Origin of the sequence: Streptomyces sp. NPDC050211 (genome assembly GCF_040656035.1) — a bacterium.
Classification (GTDB): Bacteria; Actinomycetota; Actinomycetes; order Streptomycetales; family Streptomycetaceae; genus Streptomyces.
The window spans coordinates 93,865-115,665 of sequence record NZ_JBFALC010000014.1 but is presented as its reverse complement, the minus strand read 5'-3'; the positions used below and the strand labels follow the sequence as shown (position 1 = coordinate 115,665).

Sequence of the window (21,801 nt, the reverse complement as noted above, 5' to 3'; positions counted from 1 at the left end):
CCCTTGTCAGGTAGTGAGGTTCAGTGATCCGTCTTCTGCGGGGAACGCTCCTCGGCCAGGTACGACGACTCGATCGCGTTGAGGTTCTCGCGCAGTTCCTGCGGGGTGCCGGTCATGACGATCCGGCCGCGGCGCAGGACGTACACGCGGTCGGCGATGTCCAGCACCTTGCGTACGTGCTGTTCGACGAGGACTGCGCCGAGGCCCTGGTCGGCCGCCTCGCGCACGGCGCGCAGGAGGCGGTCGACCACGAGTGGGGCGAGGCCCAGGGAGAGTTCGTCGGCGAGCAGCAGCCGGGGCGAGCGGCACAGCGCCCGCGCCAGGGACAGCATCTGCTGCTCGCCGCCGGAGAGCATGCCCGCTCCGGTGGTCAGGCGGGTGCCGAGCTCGGGGAAGAGCGCGACGGCCCGGTCGGTGGTGACCCGGCCGACGCGCAGGTTCTCGGCGGTGTCGAGGCCGGTGAAGACCGCCCGCTCCCCCACGTACGCCAGGCCCTCGCGGGCCCGGCGGTGCAGCGGCGCCCGGCGTGCGTCGCCCAGCCACCGCACCTCGCCGCTCATCACGGCGAGGTCGCCTGCCAGCGCCCGGAGAGTCGTGGACTTGCCCGCGCCGTTGGGCCCGAGCAGGGCGACGACCTCTCCGGGGCGGACCTCCAGGTCGAGGTCGCGTACGACGGGCCGCGTGCCGTATCCGGCACAGACGGCACGGGCCTCGATCAGTGGTGCCTTCGGTGCGTGCATCACCCCGACGCCTTCGCGGTCAGGAGCTTGCGGACGTCGACGAACGTGGAGCCGGACTCGGCCCACTCGATCTTGCCGTCGCGGATGGTCAGTTCGGTGGCGGTGGTGTTGTGGATCCTCCCCATGCCTTCCATGGGCAGAGCCGTCGACTCCTGCCAGGTCAGCTTCGGGGTGAGGCCGCCGGTGTCAATGCCGTCGGTCGTGTTCAGCTCGTCGACCAGGGCCTTGGACGTGATGCTGGGGAGCGTCTTCGCGGCCTCGGTGAAGACCTTGAACGCCACCCAGGCGGTCTCGTTGGCGCCGTTGGTGGTGTCGATGTCCTTGCTGCCTTCGGCCGCTTCGACGAAGTCCTTCCAGGAGGCGTCCGAGACGGGCGGGTAGTAGCCGGTGATGGCGGAGCCCTCCAGCGGGCTGCTCGCGCCGCCGGTGCTCTCGGCCAGCTCCGGGGTGAGATTGCCGACGACGCTGCCCAGCTGGGTGTCGGCGCCGGACTGCACGTACGACGTCACGAACAGGTCCGAGTGGGTGCCCAGGATGACGCTGACGCAGTCGGCGTCCTTGGTCGCGGCGGCGACCTGCGGGGCCAGGTCGGTCGCGGTGACCGGCACCTTCAGGTCCTTGGGCGCCGCGCCTCCGGCCGCGGTCACGCCCAGCGTGAGGAACTTCGAGACGATCGCGGCGGCGGCCACGTCGTACCGCACGCCGGAGATCTTCTTGCAGCCCTCGTCCACGAGCTGCTTGCCGTGGGCGGCGAACACCACGGGCGTACCGCCGTTGACCGGGAAGGACATCGGGCTGGAGAACTCCGCGGCCGAGACGCCGGTGCCGCCGATGTAGGGGATGCCGGCCTTCTCGAGGATCGGCATGTAGCGGTCGCCGGCCAGGCTGTACGAGCCGACGACCGCGACCACCTTCTCGGCGACGGCCTGCTGGGCGCACTTCTCGGCCTCGTCGGGCTCGTTCTTCTCGTTGCAGGTGAGGACCTTCAGCGGACCGCCCTTGATCCCGCCGTTGTCGTTGATCCACTTCTCATAGGCCTGGGCCGTGAGCCGGACCCCGGGCTGGGCGCTGCCCTGGGTGTCCTCCGGGGCCCAGACCATCACCTTGACCGGGGTGCCCTTGAGCTCGGAGGTGGTCGAGGTGCCCGAGGAGGCCTCTCCCCCGCAACCGGCGGCCAGGAGCACTCCGGTCACCGCGAGACAGCTCGCTGCGGCAGTTCTGCGTCGGCGTGAGTCGTTCATGATCCCTCCGAGGGAGTCGGCCCGGATGGGCGACGTCGAGATGCCGACAGCATGGAGCGAGATGTCTCGTTAGAGAAGTACTCTCGGAGCAATTATTTAAATGAATGTGCGTTATGGCCTTGCCGGGCCCGCTGACGTTCGCTACTCATGAAGCCCTGAGAGGTAGGCCCTGGGGCCCTGGGAGGTAACTGTCGTGGACGACATCCTGCGTTTCGCGCTGCTCGGTCTGGGGCTCGGTGCGCTGTACGCGCTCACGGCCCAGGGCATCGTGCTGATCTACCGGGGCTCCGGTGTCCTGAACTTCGCGCACGGCGCGATCGGGATGGCCGGGGCCTATGTGCAGTGGGAACTGGCCGTGCAGCAGGGCATGCCCTACTGGCCGGCCGTGGCGTGCGGGGTGACCGCGTCCGCGCTGCTGGGACTGCTCACGCACCTGCTGGTCATCCGCCCGCTGCGCCGGGCGTCGTCGCTGGCCCGGCTGGTCGGCACGCTCGCGGTGTTCATCGTGCTCACCGCCGTCGCCGTCAAGCGCTACGGCGACAGCGTGCAGTTGGTGCCGGGCAAGCTGCCGAACCGGCTGCTGGAGATCGCCGGCGCCAAGGTGTCCGAGGACCGGGTCTGGCTGCTCGGGATCGCCATCGCGGTCACCGCGGTCCTCCATGTCCTCTACCGGCGCACCCTGTTCGGCCTGGGCACCACGGCGGTCGCGGAGAACCAGAGCGCGGCGGCCTCACTGGGCTGGTCCGCGGATCTCATCGCCGCCGCCAACTGGGGGCTGGGCTCGGCGCTCGCGGGCCTGACGGGCATCCTGATCGTGCCGGTGATCGGCCTGTCGGTGACCGGTCTGACGACGCTGCTGCTGAGCGCGCTGGCCGCCGCCCTGGTCGGCCGGTTCTCCTCGTTCCCCGTCACGCTGGCGGGCGGTCTGCTGATCGGCGTCGTGCAGTCCGAGCTGACCCGCTTCGGCTCCGACGTCACCGGGCTCGCCGCCTCGGTGCCGTTCCTCTTCATCGCCCTGGTGCTGGTGGCGCGGGGCAAGGCGCTGCCGCTGCGCGGCACGTTCCTGGACCGGATGCCGACCCTGGGCACGGGACGGGTACGGCCCGTGCCGCTCGCCGTCGCCGTGGCCGTCGGCCTGCTGCTGGTGAGCGTGTCGTCGCCGCTGTGGGCGGACGCGATCACCACCACCCTGGTCCTCTCCCTGATCATCCTGTCGATCATCGTGGTCACCGGGTATGCGGGACAGGTGTCCCTGGCGGCGTACGCCCTCGCCGGGACCGGCGCGTTCATCGCCGGGCACACCGCGGCCGACTGGGGCTGGCCCTTCGAGCTCGCGCTGCTCGCGGGCGTGTTGGGCACCGTCCCGATCGGCCTGCTGTTCGCGCTCCCGGCGGTCCGGACCCGCGGGGTCAACCTCGCGATCATCACCCTCGGGCTCGGCACCACACTGGAGACGATGGTGTTCCAGAACACCGACCTCGCCACGACCCCGGGCAGTGACGGGATCGCGGTGGGCAAGCAGACACTCTTCGGCATCAGCATCTCCGGGGTCGACCATCCGCAGCGGTACGCCACCGTCGTGCTGGTCATGTTCGTCGCGGCCACGCTCGTCGTCGCCAACGTCCGGCGCAGCCGCAGCGGGCGCCGGCTCGTCGCGGTCCGGGCGAACGAGCGGGCCACGGCGGCCCTCGGCATCGACGTGCGCGCGGCCAAGCTGTACGCCTTCGGACTCTCCTCGGCCATCGCCGCACTCGCCGGAGTGCTGACCGGCTTCCGCTCGACATCCGTGGTGCTGAGCGACTTCGCGAGCTTCGACTCCATCACCGTGCTCGGGCTCGCGGTGATCGGCGGCGTCGGCTTCCTGGTCGGCCCGCTCTTCGGCGCCACGTTCGCGGCGGGCACGGTCGGCGCCCGCTTCGGGGACCTGGTCCTGCCGGGCCTCAGTGAGTGGATGCCCCTGATCGGCGGGATCATCCTGGTGCTGACGCTGGTGGGCAACCAGGACGGCATCGGGCGTGAACTGGCCAAGCAGGCGGCACGAGTTGACCGCCGTACGAAACCTCTTGAAGTCGACGCCCTCACCGAGCAGACCGTGGACCGGGCGGCACCTCTGTCGCTCCATGTGGAGGGCCTGACCGTCCGATACGGCGGTGTCGTCGCCGTCGACGGGCTGTCCTTCCGCATCGAGCCGGGCCAGGTCGTCGGCCTCATCGGACCCAACGGTGCGGGCAAGACGTCCGCCATCGACGCCGTCACCGGCTTCACGCGGGCCGCCTCCGGACAAGTGCGGCTCGGTGAGCGGGACATCACCCGCGCACCCGTGCACCGGCGTGCCGCCGCCGGGCTGAGCCGGTCCTTCCAGTCACTGGAGCTGTTCGAGGACATGACCGTCCTGGACAATCTGTATGCCGCGTGCGATCGGCCCGGTCCGTGGACGTACCTCACGGACCTGATCCGGCCCGGCAGCCGGCCGCTGCCCGCGCATGTGCTGGTCGCCGTGCGGGAGTTCGGCCTCCAGGACAGCCTGAACCGGCCGGTCGGCGACCTGTCCTACGGCGAGCGGCGGCTGCTCGCCATCGCCCGTGCGGTGGCCGCGTCGCCGTCCGTGCTGCTCCTCGACGAACCGGCCGCGGGGCTGTCGGATGACGAGACGCGTGAACTGGCCCATCTGGTGCGGAGGCTCGCCGAGGAGTGGGGGATGGGGATTCTGCTGGTCGAGCATGACGTCGACATGGTGATGAGCGTGTGCGATCAGGTGGTCGTTCTCGACTTCGGGCGGCGGATCAGTGTGGGGACGCCGGAGGAGGTGCGGGGGGATGCGGCGGTGCGCGCCGCGTACTTGGGGGACCTGTCCCCAGAGGATCCGGTGAATGTGTGACCTGCGGGTCGGTGGGGGCTGGTCGCGCAGTTCCCCGCGCCCCTTCGGGGCGCTACCTCACCGGCGTTTTACGCTCGCGTCCCCAAACAGCCAGCGGCTCCAGTGCCGCGTTGAGGCGTTTGCCGTCCTCCGTCAGTGAGTACTCGACTCGGGGCGGTACCTCGTCGTAGGAGACGCGGTGTACTACGCCGTCCGCTTCCATCTCTCGCAGGTGAGAGGCGAGGACCTTCTCGGTGATCCCCGGGAGCAGGCGGCGCAGTTCGCCGAAGCGGCGGTGGGGGTGTTCGTGGAGGGCCCAGAGGATCAGGACCTTCCACTTGCCGCCGATGACCTCCATCGCGGTGTCGATGCCGCAGACGTGTCCGTCTGGTGTGCCCGGCCGGTTCAGCGTCGTCATGCCCCACCCCTCTGACGTGCTCGCTCACCCCAGAGTAACCACCCACTCCGAAGTACGTACTTGATCACCTTCGGGCCTGCGACCAGCCTGGTCGGTATGACACAGAACACTGTTGAGAAGACCTCCGTCACGCTGCTGGGCCTCGGCGCGATGGGTACCGCACTGGCCCGGGCCTGGATGGCCGCAGGGCACCCGCTCACCGTCTGGAACCGCACCCCGGCCCGCGCGGCGGCGCTCGGCGCCGAGGGTGCGCGGGTCGCGGACAGCGCCGCTGAGGCGGTCGCGGCGAACACGCTGGTCGTCATCTGCCTGTTGGACGACGCCTCGGTCGAGGAGGTGCTGGGCGGCACCGATCTGGCCGGCCGGGACCTGGTCAACCTGACCACCAGCACTCCGGCCCAGGCCCGGGAGCGCGCCGAGTGGGCCCGTGAGCGCGGCGCTCGCTACCTGGATGGCGGGATCATGGCTGTGCCACCGATGGTCGGCGTTCCGGACGCGGGTGGCTACGTCTTCTACAGCGGCTCGCGGGAGCTGTTCGAGCGGCATCAGGAGACTCTGGGCGTCCCGGTCGGCACCCACTACGTCGGCACGGACGCGGGCTTCGCGGCCCTGCACGACGTGGCCCTGCTGAGCGCCATGTACGGGATGTTCGCCGGGGTGACGCATGCCTTCGCGCTGATCCGCAAGGAGGACATCGACCCCACGTCGCTCGCCCCGCTGCTCGTGGACTGGCTCGTCGCGATGGCACCGGCCGTGCACACGACCGCCGATCAGCTGAAGAACGGCGACTACACCAAGGGTGTCGTGTCCAATCTGGCCATGCAGGTGGCCGGCACGCCGACGTTCCTGAGCACGGCCGAGCAGCAGGGCGTCAGCCCTGAACTGCTCAGCCCCTACTTCGCGTTGATGCGCCGCCGCCTGGCCGAAAGCAGCGGCGAGGAGGATCTGACGGGCGTGGTCGACCTGCTGCTGCGGTGACTCACATGCTGTCGCGCAGATCCGCCACATACGGTTGATGGGCGAGCAGTCCGCCGTCCACGCGCAGGGTGTGCCCGGTGATGAACACGGACTCGTCGGAGGCGAGGAAGACGACCGCCGAGGCGACGTCCTCCGGCAGCCCCAGCCGTGGGGTGAGGTGATGGCGCAGCATCGCTTCCCGGATGGCTCCGTGCGCCGAGTCGTCGCTCGCCGGCGTGACGATGAATCCCGGCGCGATGGCGTTGCAGCGGACGCTCTGCTTGCCGTACTGCGTGGCCACGTACTTCGTGAGGTTGATGATCGCGGCCTTCGAGGCACCGTAGGCGGGGTTGCGCAGATCCCCCGCGATGCCGGAACAGGACGAGGTGTTGATGATGGACCCGCCGCCCCGCGCGATCATGTGCGGGACGGCGGCCTGGATCGCGACCATGGTGCCGCGCAGGTTGATCCGCATGGTGTCGTCCCAGACGGCCGGGTCGGCCTCCGCGACCGCGAGGTCCTGATGGGCGGCCAGGTGTGTGGCGGCGGCGTTGTTGTCCAGGACGTCGAGGCCGCCGTACGTCTGGACGGTCGCCTCCACCATGGCCCGTACGCTCTCGACGTCGCCGAGGTCGACCTGGACGGCGAGCGCGGAGCCGCCGGCGGCCCGGATCTCCTCCGTGACGGCTTTGGCGCCGTCGAGGTTCAGATCGGCGACCACCGTGTGCGCGCCCTCGGCCGCCACGCGGCGCGCGGTGGCGGCGCCGATCCCGGAGGCGGCGCCCGTCACGACCGTGATCTTCTCGTCAAGTCGTCCCATGGCGAACTCCCTTTCTCAGTCGGTGAGTTCGCTGCCGACCAATGACACGAACGATACGCACTCGCCGGGTCCGCCGCCCAGGTTGTGCGTAAGTGCGAGAGAGCGGCCCTCGGCGAGCGTGCGCACGGTGCGCTCCGGTGGTGCCTCGCCGCGCAGCTGCAGCCACGCCTCGAACATCATGCGCAGACCGGAGGCGCCGATGGGGTGGCCGAAGGCCTTGAGCCCGCCGTCCGGATTGACCGGCAGCGAGCCGTCCAGGTCGAACACTCCGCTGGTGACGTCCTTCCAGGCCTGCCCGCGCCCGGAGAAGCCCAGGTCCTCCATCAGCACCAGTTCGGTGGGCGTGAAGCAGTCGTGGACCTCGGCGAGTGCGATCTCGGCACGCGGGTCGGTGACCCCGGCCTGGCGGTAGGCCTCCTGCGCGGAGGCGACGACCTCGGGGAAGGTGGTGAAGTCGTACTCCGGGTCCTGGAGTCCGTCCGCGGGTCCCGCGACGAGCGACAGGGCCTTCACGAAGATCGGCTTGTCCGTGTACCGGTAGGCGTCCTCGGCTCGTACGACGATCGCGGCGGCCGAGCCGTCGGAGACGCCGGAGCAGTCGAAGACGCCGAGCATGCCCGCGACGATGGGCGCGGACTTGATGCGCTCCAGCGGGACTTCCTTGCGGAACTGGGCGCGCGGGTTGCGGGCGCCGTTGGCGTGGTTCTTCCAGGCGATCCGGGTGATGACGTCCTTCAACTCGGCTTCGTCCAGGCCGTACTTGGCGGCGTAGGCGGGGGCGAGGAGGGAGAAGTTGGCCGGTGCGGTGATCTCGCCGCGGCTGTCGTCACCGGCGCCCGGCATCGTCGTACCCGAAAGCCCGCTCATCCCGGAGTCCTTGAGCTTCTCGACGCCGACCGCCATGGCCACGTCGTAGGCGCCCGAGGCGACCGCGTAACAGGCGTTCCGCAGGGCCTCGGAGCCGGTCGCGCACATGTTCTCCAGGCGGGTGACCGGCTTGCAGGGCAGATGGAGCGGGCGGCTGAGGGTGAGGCCGGAGACGCCGGAGGCCTGGGTGCCGAGCCAGAACGCGTCGATGTCGTCGAGGGTGATGCCGGCCGAGGTGACCGCTTCGCCGACCGCGTCGACCAGCAGGTCGTCGGCCGAGCGGGTCCAGTGTTCGCCGAAGGGCGTGCAGCCCATGCCGACGATGGCGACGCGGTCCCGAATTCCGTGCGAGCCCATGATGTCGTTCCCCTCGTCAGTCCTCGTCCGTACGGACCGGACGGGCCTTCCAGAAGTAGTTGTGGACGCCGGCCGCGGTGACGGTGCGCCGGAAGGTCATCTCCACCCGGGCGCCGATGACGGCGTCGGCCTCGGTGGCGTCGGTGAGCTGGCAGCGGAACCGGCCGCCGCCGTCGTAGTCGACGACCACGACGAGCATCGGCGGGCTCGGCGTGTGCGCGAGCCGGTCGACCGTGAAGGTGGCGACCGTGCCGCGTACGTCGGCCATCGGTTCCTCGGTCATCGCGTCGACACTGTGGCAGGACGTGCACACGCGGTCCGGCGGCAGATGGCGGGTTCCGCACTTCTCGCAACGGGTTGCCATGAAGCCGTACTTCCACCTGTTGCGGCGGTGCGCGGGCGGGGCGTACGGCGGTTCGGGGTCGGGGCGGCGGGGCGGTTCCCGGTCGAGGAGCCCGCGCCAGGAGAGATAGGTGGCGTACGGCATCGGCGCGCTGCCCGCCGCGATCTGCGCGGCGACCGGGCGGGCGCTGCGGTGGGTCGGCAGGGCGTCCGTCGTGCGCAGGAGGATGACTCCGGCGCCGTCGCCGAGCACGACCAGCGCGATGGTCTCACCGGGGCGGGCGCGGTCGAGGACGTCGGCGAGGAGCAGGCCGGGCTGGGCGGTGCCGGGGTTGCCGATCGCCGCGGTGAGGTCGGCGGTAACGGCCTCGGGGCGGGCGCCGGTCTTGCGTCGTACCGCCGCGCACGCGCGCGCGTGCAGGCCGGAGACGATGAGGTGGTCGACGGCGGCGATGTCGAGTCCCGCCCGGTCGAGCGCGGCGCCGAGGGCCTTGCTCGCGAGGTCGACGTAGATCTCCTCGGCGAACCGCTCCTCCCACACCCGGGAGGTGGGCGAGCCGGGCAGGCGCCAGCGGTCCAGGATCTCGTCGCTCACTGTGTCGTGCGCGAGGAGTTCCGCGATGACGGGGGTGCTGTCGCGGTGTCCGCCGAACACGAACGCCGCCGCGCCGTCGCCGCCCGCGGACTCGTCGCTGCCGCCGGGCAGGCCGGTGCGCAGGTCGGACAGGACCGCGAGGGTCGGGACGGTGGAGCGGGCGGCCGTGACGAGCGCGCCGAGGCCGGAGCGTACGGAGCCCGCCATGTCGGCGGCGAGGACGTGCTCGTCGAGGCCGAGGGCGGCGTGGACGGCGGTGGCGTTCGTCTTGTCGAGGTAGGCGGGGGCCGCGGTGGCGAGGAAGAGCTGGCCGATGCGGGGGCGCAGCCCGTCGGGGGCTATGGCCTGTGTCGGAAGTGGCGTCGTCCGCCCGGAGGGCGGGCCGGGCGGCGTCCGGTGCGTGCTCTCGGCGTGCCGGGCGGAAGCCCTCGTACTGGACGTACTTGGGCTTTCGCCCGGTGCGGCGAGAGTGCGTGCCGGGCGTCGCCCGGCAGGCGCCACTTCCGACACAGGCCATAGGGCGCCGCGGGCCGCTTCCACGGCCATCGAGGTGGTGTCCTCGTCGTAGCCCGCGACCGCGCGTGTGCCCTTGCCGGGCGGTGTGCCGAGCACGGCGGCGAGATCGGCGCGGGCGAGGCGGTGGTACGGCACGTAGGCGCCGTATGCGATCAGTCCGGCCATCAGCGTCCTCCCTGAGCAGTGATGTCGATGGGCCGCTCGAAGACCGCGGCCAGGCCCTGTCCGCCGCCGAGGCACATGGTCTCCAGGCCGTAGCGGGCGCCGCGGCGGTCGAGTTCGCGCAGCAGGGTGGCGAGGATGCGGCCGCCGGTGGCGCCGACGGGGTGACCGAGCGAGATACCGGAGCCGTTGACGTTGAACCGCTCGAAGTCGGCCTCGGTCAGGGCCCATTCGCGGGTACAGGCGAGGACCTGGGCGGCGAAGGCCTCGTTGAGTTCGATCAGGTCGATGTCCGCGAGCTTGAGTCCGGCCCGTTCCAGGGCCCTGGCTGTGGCGGGTACTGGGCCGATGCCCATCGTCTCCGGCGATACGCCCGCCACGGCCCAGGACACGAGGCGGCCCAGCGGGCGCAGGCCGAGTTCGGCGGCGCGTTCGGGGTGGGTGACGATGCAGAGTGAGGCGCCGTCGTTCTGACCGCTGGCGTTTCCGGCGGTGACGGTCGCGTCCGGGTCCTTGCGGCCGAGGACCGGGCGCAGTGCCGCGAGCTTCTCCAACGTCGAGTCGGGGCGCGGGTGTTCGTCGGTGTCCACGAGCGTCTCGCCCTTGCGGTTCCGTACCGTGACCGGCACGATCTCGTCCGCGAACCGGCCCTCCCGCTGGGCGGCGACGGCCTTCTCGTGGGAGCGCAGGGCCAGTCGGTCCTGTTCCTCGCGCGGGATGCCGTACTCGCGCCGCAGGTTCTCGGCCGTCTCCAACATGCCACCGGGGACAGGGTGGTTGACGCCTCCGGAGGTGACCCGGCCACGGGCCAGCCGGTCGTGCAGGGTGGTGCCTGCGCCGCGTACGCCCCACCGCACGTCGGTGGTGTAGAACTCGGCCTGGCTCATCGACTCCACTCCCCCGGCCAGGACGAGGTCGCTCGCGCCGGTCTGCACCTGCATGGCCGCGATGATCACGGCCTGGAGCCCCGAGCCGCACCGGCGGTCGATCTGGAGGCCCGGCACCTCGACGGGCAGGCCCGCGTCCAGGGCGGCGACCCGGCCGATCGCGGGTGCCTCGCCGTTGGGGTAGCACTGGCCGAGGAGTACGTCGTCGACAGCGCCGGGCGGTATGCCGGTCCGTTCCAGCACCGCCCGCACGACCGTGGCCGCGAGCTCGGCCGCGGTGACGTCCCTCAGGACACCTCCGTAGCCGCCGACGGGGGTGCGCACGGGTTCACAGATCACCGCGTCACGCATCGGTCATGCCTTTCGTCAGGGGAGCGGGCGTCACATGTACCGGCCACCGGTCACCTCGAGAACCGCTCCGGTGATGTAGCTCGCCATGTCGGAGGCGAGGAAGAGGACCGCCTGGGCGACCTCGGCGGGCTCGCCCGCGCGGTTCATCGGGATCTCGGCGAGCTTGGCGTCCCAGGCGGCCTGAGGCATGGCCTCGGTCATGGCGGTGCGGATCAGCCCGGGCTGGACGGCGTTGACGCGGATGCCGGCGCGGGCCAGTTCCTTGGCGGAGGCCTTGGTGAGGCCGACGAGGCCTGCCTTGGCGGCGCTGTAGTTGGTCTGGCCGAAGTTGCCGACCTTGCCGGCGATCGAGGAGATGTTGACGATGCTGCCGCCCACGCCGTGCGCGCGCATCGACTCGGCCGCGAACCGGGTGCCGTTCCAGGCGCCCGTGAGGTGGACGTCGACGACGGCGCGGAAGTCGGCGCTCCGCATCTTGCGCAGGGTCGCGTCCCGGGTGATGCCGGCGTTGTTGATCATCACGCCGACGGGCCCGAAGGTGTCGGCGCAGTGCGCGACGAGGGCCGCGACCTCCCCCTCGTCCGTGACATCGCAGCGCAGGGAGGTGGCGGCGACGCCGTTCTTGGTGAGCCGCTCGGCGGCCTCGGCCGCCGCGTCCTCGTTGATGTCGCCGAGGACCACCGACGCACCCGCGCTGCCGAGCACACCGGCGATCTCGAAGCCGATGCCCTGTGCGCCACCGGTGATCACCGCGCTACGGCCGTCCAGCAGTCCCATGCCCGCCCGTCCCCTGACTCGACGCTATTCCACTTAAATAGATAACCTATTACGCTGAAAGTATCAATAAGACGAGCCCCCGTCCGCGAGAGGAGACAGCGCAGGTGGACATCACTTATCCCCCGGAGACCCAGGCGTTCCGGAGCGAGGTCAAGGCGTTCCTCGCGGACGCCCTTCCGGCCGACTGGCACGGCATCGGCGCCCTCGACGAGGAGGCCGCGTGGGCCTTCGCCCGCGACTGGCGCAAGCGGCTCGCGGAGCGCGGCTACCTCTCACTCACCTGGCCCGAGGAGTACGGCGGCCTCGGCCTCTCCAAGCTCCACCAGGTCGTCCTGATGGAGGAACTGGCGCTGGCGGGCGTGCCGTTCGGGCTGCCGCAGGACACGTTCGGCGTGAAGATGCTGGCGAACACCCTGCTGCGCTGGGGCACGGAGGAGCAGAAGAGCCACTTCCTGCCGCGCATCCTCAGCGGCGAGGACACCTGGTGCCAGGGCTACTCCGAGCCGGACGCGGGCTCGGACCTCGCCTCGCTCACCACCCGGGCCGTACGCGACGGCGACCAGTGGGTGATCGACGGCCAGAAGGTGTGGACCTCGGGCGCCCACCACTGCGACTGGATCTTCGTCCTGGCCCGCACGGACCGCGACGCCCCCAAGCACCGCGGCATCTCCTTCCTCCTCGTCCCCCTCGACCAACCCGGCGTCGAGGTCCGCCCGTTCCGCATGATGAGCGGCCAGCTCCACTTCAACGAGGTCTTCTTCACCGGCGCCCGCACCCGCGCCGACCTCGTCGTGGGCGGCGTCGACAACGGCTGGACGGTCGCCCAGAGCCTGCTGGGCGTGGAGCGCGGCGAGGAGGCCGCGACCAACCCGATCCTCTTCAAGGCCGAGGTCGAGCGTCTCGTCGAACTCGCCCGCCAGTACGGCAAGGACCAGGACCCGGTCATACGGCAGCGCATCGCCTGGTGCTGGTCCAAGGTCGAGATCATGCGCTTCCTCGGCTACCGCATCCTCACCGGCTGGCTGAAGGGCGCCGAGCCCGGCCCGGAGTCGTCGATCGCCAAGCTGTACTGGAGCGAGTACCACACCGAGGTCACCGACCTGGCGATGGACATCATGGGCCTCCACGCCCAGGTCCCGCAGGGCCGCCCACCCCTACGCACCTACCGCACCGACGACCCCGGCGCCGCGAACTCCTCGGCATCCTGGTCAACGACATACCTCATCGCCCGCTCCGGCACGATCTACGCAGGCACGTCCCAGGTACAGCGGAACATCCTCGCGGAACGGGTACTGGGACTACCGAGGGAGCCAAAGGTGTGACAGACAGCTCCTGACAAGCCCCGGGTTCGATGGCGCCCCGAAAGGGGCGCGGGGCTGTGTCAATATGCGGCTCCGCCGCGTGGGCGCGACCAGCCCCCACCGGCCCGCAGCCAGCGAACCGCACCCGGCGGAGCTAACGCCCCTCGAACACCTCAACCTCCGGCACCGGCCGCGGCCCTTCCCCCGGCCGCCACCCCGCATCCAACTTCCGCAGCCCCACACCGTCCGGCGCCCAGATGTGGCAGCTGTTGAGGACGCCGGCGGTGGAGCGCGGGCCGTGCGACGGCCGCCCCGAATCCCGGCGCCGCGCATTCGCCGAGATGGCGGCCTGCACGACGGCAGGACCCAGCGCGCGGGCAAGCTCGTACAGATGGGTACAGCCCGAGGTCCCCCGAAACCGCCCCTGAATCGCCCGATTGAACCCCGCGGCCACGCTCAACCCGACCAGACCCTCGAACGCCGGGACGATCAGCGGGCACTCGGCATGCGGAAACGTCCGCATGTCCGCGTCGGCGGCCACGATGACCATGTCCGCGAGCCGAACCCGCACGGCCAGCACCATCCGGTGGACCGTCGCAACCGACGCGTCCTCCCGCGGCCGTACGTCGGCCAGTTCCGCCTCGACGGACAGCTCGGCGCCGCCGTCCTCCTCGTAGGCGCTGATGGTGATCGTGCGACGGTGCAGCGGCAGCCCGGCGCGGGTCACGACGCCGCCTCGCCCAGCGCGGCGAACTCCGGCTGCCGTCGCTCGATGAAACTGCGCACGCCCTCCCGGTAGTCGGGGGCGCGTTTCGCCGTGGCCAGCAGGGCGGCCGCGCTGTCCCGGCTCGCCACGAAGCTCCGCGCCTGGTCGTCGGCGAGCTGCCGCTTGATCAGGGACATCGCGTACGGGCTGGCGGAGCGGGCGAGTTCGGTGGCGTACGCGAGTGCCGTAGGCAGGAGCTCCTCGGGCTCGACGAGACGGTTGACCAGGCCCATCGCCAGCGCCTCCGGCCCGTCGATCCGGCGTGAGGACAGCAGCAGATCGCTGGCGTTCCCGTAGCCGACCAGCCGGGGCAGGATCCAGGACACCCCGTCCTCCGCGACCAGCCCGCGCGCACTGAACGCGGCGGCGAACCGGGCGCCCGGCACGGCGAACCGCACGTCGCACATCAGCGCCTGGTTGAAGCCGATACCGGCGCAGGCGCCGTTGATCGCGGCCACGACGGGCTTCGGGAAGGTCATCGGCCGGGTGCGCGGCGGCAGCTGATCGGTCGGCCACGGCTTGGCCCCGGAGGACGCCCCGTCGAGCACACTCATGTCCATCCCGGGGCAGAAGCTGCGCCCGGCGCCGGTGAGCACCACGGCCCGTACGCCGGGATCGGACTCGGCGCGGTCGAACAGCTCGTTGTAGAGCAGCTCCATCTCCAGGGTCCAGGCGTTGTGCCACTCGGGCCGGTTGAGGGTCAGCAGCATGACCCCGTCGTCGGTGAGGTCGGAGAGGATCACCATCGCGTCTCCAAAATAGATAGATGAATCATCTATATACCCAAAGGGTGGACGGACGCCAGATCCGGGGCCACCCGACCGCGATCACCGACCCCTTGACCTGGTACCCTCGATACATTAAGCAGATTCATTTTGCTATATACGGCACACATCGTCAGCGAGGAGACTCCGCCGTGGCCGAGGCAGCCCGCGCAGAAGCGCCCACCATGCCCGCCCCCTCCCGCGCCCGCGTCGGACGCCAGGTGCGCGTGCCGAAGACGGCCGAGCTGGTCGCCGCGCATCTGCGCCGCCAGATCGTGCGGGGCGAGCTGAAGCCCGACGACGCGCTGCCGCCGGAGTCGGGGCTGATGGAGCAGTTCGGCATCTCCCGGCCGACCCTGCGTGAGGCCTTCCGTGTCCTGGAGTCGGAGTCGCTGATCACGGTGCGCCGCGGCGCCCACGGCGGCGCCCGGGTGAGCGCGCCGGACGCCGATGTCGCGGCCCGCTTCGCCGGTCTGATCCTCGAATACCGCGGCGCCACCCTCGGCGACGTCTACCGCGCGGCCGCGCTCATCGAGCCGCCGTGCGCCCGCCAGCTCGCCACCAAGCACACGGCGGACGACATCAAGCGGCTGCGGGACGCGGTGGCCGCCGAGAAGGCCGTCCTGGACGACCCGCTCGCGCTCGTGGACGCCCAGGACGCCTTCCACGCCCTGCTGGTCGAGCTCACCGGCAACCAGACCCTGATCCTGCTGTGCGGCATGCTGCGCACCATCGTCGACCGGGCGAACGCCTCGTACACCGCGGCCGCCACGGACACCGAGACCCAGAAGGCGCAGGCCCTCAAGGGTCACCGCGCGCATGTCCGGCTGGTCGGGCTGATCGAGTCCGGCAAGGCCGACGAGGCCGAGAAGCTGTGGCAGCGGCACATCTCCAGCGCCGACGACGTGGTGAACTCGGCCGGCCCGAAGACCGTCCTCGAACTGATCGACTGACACCGCTCGGCCCGCTCAGTCCGTGAGGTCGGCCGCCAGGTCGGCGACGTTCGTCATGAAGGCCGTACCGCGCCGCGAGTGGTCGTAGCCGGCGAGCGGATAGCCGTTGCTCAGCAGCGCGAAGGACACCCCGGTCTCCGGGTCCATGAAGCCGAGTTGATAGGCGGCTCCGGCGTTCCCGAAGAGTGACGGCGAGCCGGTGGACGGCAGCCCGCTGCCCGCGTCGGGGCCGGCGACGGTGACGAACAGCCCCATGCTCGTCCGCCGGCTGCCCCCGCCGCCGTAGACCTGGTCGCCGTAGGGATGCTCGGTCAGCCGGATCCGGGTGCCCTCGGCCACCGCCTCCGGCTTCCACAGGCCCGAGTGTTCCAGCGCCTGGAAGTACAGGGCGACATCGGCGGCGGTGGCGACGAGCGCGTGACTCGGCTCGCCCGCCGCCAGCACCTCCGGGTCGGACAGATACCAGGGACCCCAGGGGTCGGGCTTCTGGTCGTCGTCGGTGCGATCGGTGGCGGTCATCGGGGCGACCGTGCCGGGCTGCCGGTCGACCGGTACGCCCAGCTCGATCGACGACAGGCCCAGCGGGCCGACGATCCGCTCGCGAAGATGGTCGGCGAAGGGCAGGCCCGTGCGGCGCTCCACGATCTCCGCGATCAGCCAGGCGGCCGAGGTGAGATGGAACTGGAAGCGGCTGCCCGGCGGGTAGTCGAGCCGCCAGCGGCCGAAGGCGGCCAGGCGCTGCTCACGGTCGAGCATCTTCGGGTGGCCGAGCGGTGCGAAGGGGAAGCCGGCGGTGTGGGTGAGCACCTGCTCGACCGTCACCGCCTCCTTCCCGTTCGGCGCGAACTCCGGGATGATCGCGGCCACTTGCTCGCCAAGATCGAGCAGGCCGTCGCCGATCAGCTTCCACACCGCGCCCGCGACGATCGACCGGCCCACGGACTGCAGGATGTAGCGAGTGTCCGGCTGGGCCTCCCCCCAGGTCTCGAAAGCCACCAGCTTCCCCGCGTGGGCGACGGCGACCTGCGCGGACGGCAGCGGGCCGTGCTCAACCTCCAGCCTGATCCTGCGCAGCAGCACATCCAGTCGATGCGGGTCGACGCCCACGGGTTCGCGTGTCATGTCACTCTCCTGCTCAGACTGCGGCGCAGCACCTTGCCGTTGGCGTTGCGCGGCAGGTCGGCGACGAAGCTCCAGCGGACGGGGACCTTGAAGCCGGACAGCCGGGCGCGGGCGTAGGCCCGGAGCGCGTCCGGTTCGGGCGGTGCGGTGGTGTCGGCGGGGACGACGAAGGCGACGACCGTCTGCCCGAGTCGGTCGTCCGGTGCGCCGGTGACCGCCACGTCGGCGACACCGGGATGGGCGGCGAGGACGGTCTCCACCTCCAGCGGATGGACGTTCTCCCCGCCACGAATGATCATGTCGGTCTGCCGCCCGGCGAGATAGAGATAGCCGTCCGCCGAGACCCGTCCCAGATCGCCGCTGCGCAGCCAGCCCGCTTCGTCGATCCGGAAGAAGTGGTCTGCGCGGGCGTCGATCTCGCCGATTCCGTCCGGTCCGGGGTCCCGCACCCGCAACTCGACGCCGGGCGCCACCCGTCCGACGGACCGCAGCAACTCCGTGCGCCCGGCGATGGCCTCGCGATGGTCGTCTGGGGTGAGCACGCTGATCGGTGAGCCCTCGGTCTGCCCGAACATGTTGAGCATCCGGACCCCGGGCATCTGCTCGTACGTCCGCCGCAGCGTGCCGGGGCGGATGGGCGCACCGCCGTACTGGAGGACGCGCAGGCTCTCGTGCCGGGCCTGTCCGGCGGCCAGCAGCGTCTCCAGCATGGCGGGGACCATGCTGGTGTGCGTGGTGCCGAGTTCGCGGAGCCGTGCCCAGCCGTCGACGGTGAACCGCGGCAGCCCGGTGATCAGCGCTCCGGCGGCGAGCGCGACGGCGATGTTGCCCAGGCCCGCGATGTGGTGGAAGGGCGCGCTGCCGCCGTAGAAGCTCTCGGCATCCAGCGCGCAGAGTGCGCCGTTGACGCGGGCGCGGGCGGCGAGTCGGCGTTGGGTCATGGGGACGGGCTTGGGTGCTCCCGTCGTGCCGGAGGTGTGCAGGACGGCGGCGAGTTCGTCCGGAGCAGCTGTAAGTGACCTGGAGATGCGGGGCAGTTCGGGTATCACGACGGACTTGCGGCCCGCGAGGTGGGCGACTTCGTCACCGAGATGCGCGAACTCGGCCTGTACGACGATGACTTCGGACGTGCCCGCCGAGACCACCGCCGCGATCTCGTGCGGCGTCATCCGCACCCCGAGCGGCGCCGGCGGGTGTCCGGAGCCCGCGCCGCCGATCACCAGGGCGAGGGCGTCGGCGGAGGTGGCGATGAGAGCGGGGACGGGTTCGCCGGGGGTGAGACCGAGTGTGTCGAGCCAGTCGGCGGCGCCGCCCGCTCGGTCGAGGAGTTCGCGTCCGGTCCAGCGCTCGTCGCCGAACCGGGTGGCGGGGCGGGCATGGTCGTAGGCGCGGTTGACCATGGCGGTCCAGGTGTCCTGCTCGACTGCGCCTGGGCGGTCCACGGTTCAGGGCTCCAGGCGGGCCGTCGCGGTGCCGGTGACCACCTCGCCGCCGTCCTGGTTGACCGTGCGCAGGGAGAAGCGGGCGACCGGACCGGCCGGTGTGTCCTCGACGGACTCGACGGTGGCCGTGGCGGTGAGGGTGTCCCCGGGCCACACCTGCGCCTTGAAGCGCACGCCGAAGGTCAGCAGCGACTCGATGCCGACCCAGTCGGTGAGCACCCGTCCGGTCATGCCCATGGTGAGCATGCCGTGGGCGAAGACGCCGGGGTAGCCCGCGGTCTGCTGGGCGAACACCTCGTCGGTGTGCAGGGGGTTGAAGTCGCCGGACGCACCCGCGTACTGGACGATCCGGGTGCGCTTCAGGTCCTCGACGAGCACGCTCTCACGAGTCTCGCCGCCCTTGATGTCGTCGACGTGCATCACGAGTCCTTCCGGGTGGCGGGGCCCTCGGGAACGACGGCCACGGTCAGGGCGGTGACGACCTTCTCGCCGTCGGCGTCCCGGTATTCGGTGATCCGCTCGCTGAACAGCAGCAGCCCGGTGCGGCCCCGCTTCTCCCAGCTGCGCCCGGGCACGGTGTGCGCGTACAGCGTCTCCCCCGCGCGTACCGGGCGGTGGTACTCGAAGTGCTGCTCGGCGTGGAGTCCTCCGCCGCCCTCGGGCATCGTCCCGGGGCCGCCGCCGGAGCCGAACCACTCCTGTCCCGGCTTGGGGCGCAGGTGGTACTCCGGGTCGTAGTGCGCGTTCGCCATGGCGAAGGTCGGCGGCGCGAACTGCTCGTACGCCGGGTTCTCGTCGCCGATAGCGCGGGCGAACATCATGATGTGCCCGGCCTCGACGGGGAATGGCTGCCCTGTCATGTCTCGTCGTCTCCTCGGTCAGTACGGCAGGAACGCGTCGCGGGTGGCGTCCTCGGGATCGAAGTCGGCGGGCAGCCCCTCGAACTTCGGCTCCCGCTTCTCCACGAAGCTCGCCACGCCCTCACGGAAGTCCGGCGACCCGGCGAAGAACTCCATGGCCGAGTACGAGCGGGCCAGCGCCTCCTCGAACGGCCGGTCCAGATCGCCGTAGACCTGATGGCGTACGACGGCCATGGCGCGCGGCGAGCAGTTGCGGGCGATGTCGCGGGCATAGGCGCGGGCCGCGTCGAGCAGGTCCTCGGGCTCCACGACCCGGCTGACGAGCCCGAGTTGCTTCGCCTCATCGGCGTCGAAGACCCGGCCGGAGAGCAGCAGGTCGAGGGCGTTCTCCAGGCCGACGACGCGGGGCAGGACGTACGGCAGGTTGTACTCGCCCGCGAGGCCGCGGCGGGTGAAGGCGGTGGTGAAGCGGGCACCTCGGGCGGCGAAGCGGATGTCGCAGATGAGGGCCTGGACCAGGCCGATGCCCGCGCAGGCGCCGTTGATGGCGGCGATGAGGGGCTTCGGCATGTCGCGCTTGCTGTACATCGGGATCCGAGCCTGGAGGTTGAGGGACTGGCCGGGCTGGGAGTTCTGCTCCAGCCGCTGGACGTCCATGCCGGGGCAGAACGCCCGGCCCGAGCCCGTGATGATCACGACCTTCACCGACGGGTCGTGTGCGGCCTCGTCCAGGAGCGCGAAGAAGCGGCGCTCCATGGGGATGCTCCAGGCGTTCTTGCGTTCGGGCCGGTTGAGGGTGAGGGTGGCGACTCCGTCCTCGTCGACCTCGTACAGCACCAGGTCCTGATCGGCTTGCTCGGGCACGTCGTCACTCCTCCGTCAGCGGATCGATGGGGTCGCCGACACCGGCCCGTTCCCCGGAGATGGTCACCACCACCTGGCCCCGCGCGCAGATCCGGCCGTCCGGCATACGGACCTCCACATCGGCGAAGTGCAGCCGCCGGCCGCGCCGGACGCACCGCGCGTGGGCGACGGCCTCCCGGCCGCGGGCGGGCGCGAGGTACTGCACGGACATCGACACGGTGCTCAGCAGGCTGCCCTTGTCGAAGTCGTGCCCGGCGATCACGGCTCCGGCGCCCGCGGTGTCGATGAGCGCCGAGATCACCCCGCCGTGGAAGACGCCTTCGTGGGCGGAGAGCGACTCGGCATAGGGCAGGACGATCTCGATGCCGTCCGGGTCCCAGCGCAGGATCCGCATGCCGCAGCCGCGGTTGAACTTGACCCCGCGCTCCCAGCGGGCCCGGAACCACTCGCGGCGTTCGCGCTGTTCCTGGTCGGTGAGGCTCCTCGCCGCGACGGTCATCCGCGCACCTTCCGGTCTCTGCCTCGCAGTGCAGATCCATATAGTTACATGATTCAGCGCCATCCGCGAGAAGTGGATGTAGCATTTATCTAACTCATTAAGAAGTCCTTGAGAAGGGGAGGGTGCTCGATGCCGTCTACCGCCCTGGCCGGGATCCGCGTCCTCGACCTGTCCCGCATCCTCGCGGCCCCGCTGGCCACCCAGATGCTGGGCGACCTGGGCGCGGAGGTGATCAAGGTGGAGCGGCCGGGCAGCGGCGACGACTCCCGGACGTACGGGCCGCCCTTCCCCGCCGGCCCGGACGGCGAGCGCACCGACACGGCCGCGTTCTATCTCGCCTGCAACCGCAACAAGCGGTCCGTCACCGTCAACCACGCCACCACCGAGGGCCAGGAGCTGATCCGTGCGCTGGCCGCCCGGTCGGACGTCCTGGTGGAGAACTTCCGCGCGGGGACGCTGGCGAAGTACGGGCTCGACCACGAGAGCCTGCGCGCGCTCAACCCCCGGCTCGTGTACCTCTCCGTGACCGGCTTCGGCCAGACCGGGCCGTATGCGCAACGCCCCGGCTACGACGGCATCTTCCAGGCGATGTCCGGGATGATGAGCGTCTCAGGTCACCCCGAGGAGCCGATGAAGGTCGGCGTCAGCATGGTCGACATCCTCACCGGCCTGTACGCCGCCACGGCCGTGCTCGCCGCCCTGCGGCACCGGGACACCACCGGCGAGGGCCAGTTCATCGACCTGTCCCTGCTGGACTGCGGGCTGGCCTCGCTGTCCCACTTCGCGATGAACTACCTGGTGTCGGGGGAGGTCCCGCAGCGGCGCGGCAACGGCGGCTACGGCGGCATCCCGTCCCAGGCCTTCGAGTGCAAGGACAAGCCGATCTTCCTGGTCGCGGGCAACGACAAACAGTTCGCCGCGTTCTGTACGGCGGCCGACCGTACGGATCTGTTGCAGGACCTGCGGTTCGCCTCGACGTCCGCCCGGATCGCGCACCGCGAGCAGATCCTGCCGGTGCTGGAGGAGATCCTCCGCACCCGGACCCGCGACGAATGGCTTGCGGTCCTGGACGAACACGACGTCCCCGCGGGCCCGTTCAACGAAATGCCCGAGGTCTTCGCCGACCCCCAGATCCGCCACCGCGAGATGCTGGTCGAGGTCGAGGACCCACTCTCCGGCCGACTCCCCCTGCTCGCCAACCCGATCCGCCTGACCGCCACCCCCGTCGACGGCTACACCCCGCCGCCCGCACTGGGCGAGCACACGGCCGAGGTCCTGAGCAGGCTGGCGGGGGTGACGGAGACCCGGCTGGCTGAGCTGCGCGCGCGGGGCGTGGTCTAGGG

Annotated in this window: 21 protein-coding genes; 5 read left to right on the top strand and 16 right to left on the bottom strand. The window is 70.9% G+C overall.

Features of this window, described 5'->3' with window-relative positions; translation table 11 throughout:
• Positions 1-20: 20 nt before the first annotated feature.
• Positions 21-740 (bottom strand): ABC transporter ATP-binding protein, encoded by a 720-nt coding sequence (locus AB0I98_RS17640; RefSeq protein ID WP_362942087.1) that lies wholly within the window; start codon positions 738-740, stop codon positions 21-23.
• Entirely contained in the window at positions 740-1,981 is a 1,242-nt protein-coding gene (locus AB0I98_RS17635) for an ABC transporter substrate-binding protein (protein WP_362942084.1), read from the bottom strand. The genes AB0I98_RS17640 and AB0I98_RS17635 overlap by 1 nt, the downstream gene beginning before the upstream one ends.
• A gap of 193 nt (positions 1,982-2,174) precedes the next feature.
• Here AB0I98_RS17635 and AB0I98_RS17630 point away from each other — a divergent pair, with 193 nt between their 5' ends.
• On the top strand, positions 2,175-4,859 hold the full coding sequence (locus AB0I98_RS17630; RefSeq protein ID WP_362942080.1) for a branched-chain amino acid ABC transporter permease/ATP-binding protein: 2,685 nt from the start codon (positions 2,175-2,177) through the stop codon (positions 4,857-4,859).
• Positions 4,860-4,911: 52 nt separating this feature from the next.
• Here the strand turns inward: AB0I98_RS17630 and AB0I98_RS17625 are convergent, their stop codons facing one another.
• Positions 4,912-5,256 (bottom strand): helix-turn-helix domain-containing protein, encoded by a 345-nt coding sequence (locus AB0I98_RS17625; protein WP_362942077.1) that lies wholly within the window; start codon positions 5,254-5,256, stop codon positions 4,912-4,914.
• Positions 5,257-5,352: 96 nt separating this feature from the next.
• On the opposite strand from AB0I98_RS17625, the gene AB0I98_RS17620 reads away from it, so the two are divergent.
• Positions 5,353-6,234, top strand: coding sequence for an NAD(P)-binding domain-containing protein (locus AB0I98_RS17620; RefSeq protein WP_362942074.1), 882 nt, complete (start codon positions 5,353-5,355; stop codon positions 6,232-6,234).
• 1 nt (position 6,235) lies between these two features.
• Here the strand turns inward: AB0I98_RS17620 and AB0I98_RS17615 are convergent, their stop codons facing one another.
• From AB0I98_RS17615 to fabG, 5 genes are read right to left on the bottom strand one after another with little or no spacing between them, the layout of a single operon-like run.
• Entirely contained in the window at positions 6,236-7,033 is a 798-nt protein-coding gene (locus AB0I98_RS17615) for a glucose 1-dehydrogenase (RefSeq protein ID WP_362942071.1), read from the bottom strand.
• A gap of 15 nt (positions 7,034-7,048) precedes the next feature.
• Positions 7,049-8,257 carry an acetyl-CoA acetyltransferase gene (locus AB0I98_RS17610; RefSeq protein ID WP_362942068.1) on the bottom strand — a complete coding sequence of 403 codons (1,209 nt, stop codon included), beginning with the start codon at positions 8,255-8,257 and terminating at the stop codon, positions 7,049-7,051.
• Between the two features lie 16 nt (positions 8,258-8,273).
• Complete coding sequence (locus AB0I98_RS17605) at positions 8,274-9,875, bottom strand: OB-fold domain-containing protein (RefSeq protein ID WP_362942064.1); 1,602 nt, start codon at positions 9,873-9,875, stop codon at positions 8,274-8,276.
• A complete protein-coding gene (locus AB0I98_RS17600) occupies positions 9,875-11,110 on the bottom strand; it encodes an acetyl-CoA C-acetyltransferase (RefSeq protein WP_362942061.1) in 1,236 nt (411 codons plus the stop codon). The genes AB0I98_RS17605 and AB0I98_RS17600 overlap by 1 nt, the downstream gene beginning before the upstream one ends.
• Before the next feature lie 30 nt (positions 11,111-11,140).
• The gene (fabG, locus tag AB0I98_RS17595) at positions 11,141-11,887 is read right to left on the bottom strand and encodes a 3-oxoacyl-ACP reductase FabG (protein ID WP_362942058.1); all 747 of its coding nucleotides are present in this window, start codon (positions 11,885-11,887) and stop codon (positions 11,141-11,143) included.
• Between the two features lie 104 nt (positions 11,888-11,991).
• On the opposite strand from fabG, the gene AB0I98_RS17590 reads away from it, so the two are divergent.
• Positions 11,992-13,209, top strand: a complete 1,218-nt coding sequence (locus tag AB0I98_RS17590) for an acyl-CoA dehydrogenase family protein (RefSeq protein WP_362942055.1) — start codon at positions 11,992-11,994, stop codon at positions 13,207-13,209.
• Between the two features lie 133 nt (positions 13,210-13,342).
• On the opposite strand, the gene AB0I98_RS17585 is transcribed toward AB0I98_RS17590, so the two are convergent.
• Positions 13,343-13,915 carry a DUF2889 domain-containing protein gene (locus AB0I98_RS17585; protein WP_362942052.1) on the bottom strand — a complete coding sequence of 191 codons (573 nt, stop codon included), beginning with the start codon at positions 13,913-13,915 and terminating at the stop codon, positions 13,343-13,345.
• On the bottom strand, positions 13,912-14,700 hold the full coding sequence (locus AB0I98_RS17580; protein ID WP_362942049.1) for an enoyl-CoA hydratase-related protein: 789 nt from the start codon (positions 14,698-14,700) through the stop codon (positions 13,912-13,914). The genes AB0I98_RS17585 and AB0I98_RS17580 overlap by 4 nt, the downstream gene beginning before the upstream one ends.
• 170 nt (positions 14,701-14,870) lie before the next feature.
• Between AB0I98_RS17580 and AB0I98_RS17575 the strand changes: the two genes are divergently transcribed.
• The gene (locus AB0I98_RS17575) at positions 14,871-15,671 is read left to right on the top strand and encodes an FCD domain-containing protein (protein WP_362942046.1); all 801 of its coding nucleotides are present in this window, start codon (positions 14,871-14,873) and stop codon (positions 15,669-15,671) included.
• A gap of 15 nt (positions 15,672-15,686) precedes the next feature.
• On the opposite strand, the gene AB0I98_RS17570 is transcribed toward AB0I98_RS17575, so the two are convergent.
• Genes AB0I98_RS17570 through AB0I98_RS17545 form a run of 6 tightly spaced genes read right to left on the bottom strand, consistent with a single transcriptional unit; the run spans position 15,687 to position 20,458 of the window.
• On the bottom strand, positions 15,687-16,793 hold the full coding sequence (locus AB0I98_RS17570; protein WP_362942043.1) for a serine hydrolase domain-containing protein: 1,107 nt from the start codon (positions 16,791-16,793) through the stop codon (positions 15,687-15,689).
• Positions 16,790-18,235: a class I adenylate-forming enzyme family protein gene (locus AB0I98_RS17565; protein WP_362942040.1), complete on the bottom strand. Its 1,446-nt coding sequence runs from the start codon at positions 18,233-18,235 to the stop codon at positions 16,790-16,792. The genes AB0I98_RS17570 and AB0I98_RS17565 overlap by 4 nt, the downstream gene beginning before the upstream one ends.
• Positions 18,236-18,238: 3 nt before the next feature.
• Positions 18,239-18,655 carry a MaoC/PaaZ C-terminal domain-containing protein gene (locus AB0I98_RS17560; protein WP_362942037.1) on the bottom strand — a complete coding sequence of 139 codons (417 nt, stop codon included), beginning with the start codon at positions 18,653-18,655 and terminating at the stop codon, positions 18,239-18,241.
• Entirely contained in the window at positions 18,655-19,095 is a 441-nt protein-coding gene (locus AB0I98_RS17555; RefSeq protein WP_362942034.1) for a MaoC family dehydratase N-terminal domain-containing protein, read from the bottom strand. Before AB0I98_RS17555 ends, AB0I98_RS17560 begins: the two co-directional genes overlap by 1 nt.
• Positions 19,096-19,113: 18 nt before the next feature.
• Complete coding sequence (locus AB0I98_RS17550; protein ID WP_362942031.1) at positions 19,114-19,959, bottom strand: enoyl-CoA hydratase-related protein; 846 nt, start codon at positions 19,957-19,959, stop codon at positions 19,114-19,116.
• Between the two features lie 4 nt (positions 19,960-19,963).
• Complete coding sequence (locus AB0I98_RS17545; protein WP_362942029.1) at positions 19,964-20,458, bottom strand: PaaI family thioesterase; 495 nt, start codon at positions 20,456-20,458, stop codon at positions 19,964-19,966.
• A gap of 129 nt (positions 20,459-20,587) precedes the next feature.
• On the opposite strand from AB0I98_RS17545, the gene AB0I98_RS17540 reads away from it, so the two are divergent.
• The gene (locus AB0I98_RS17540; protein ID WP_362942026.1) at positions 20,588-21,799 is read left to right on the top strand and encodes a CoA transferase; all 1,212 of its coding nucleotides are present in this window, start codon (positions 20,588-20,590) and stop codon (positions 21,797-21,799) included.
• The last annotated feature ends 2 nt before the right edge of the window (positions 21,800-21,801 follow it).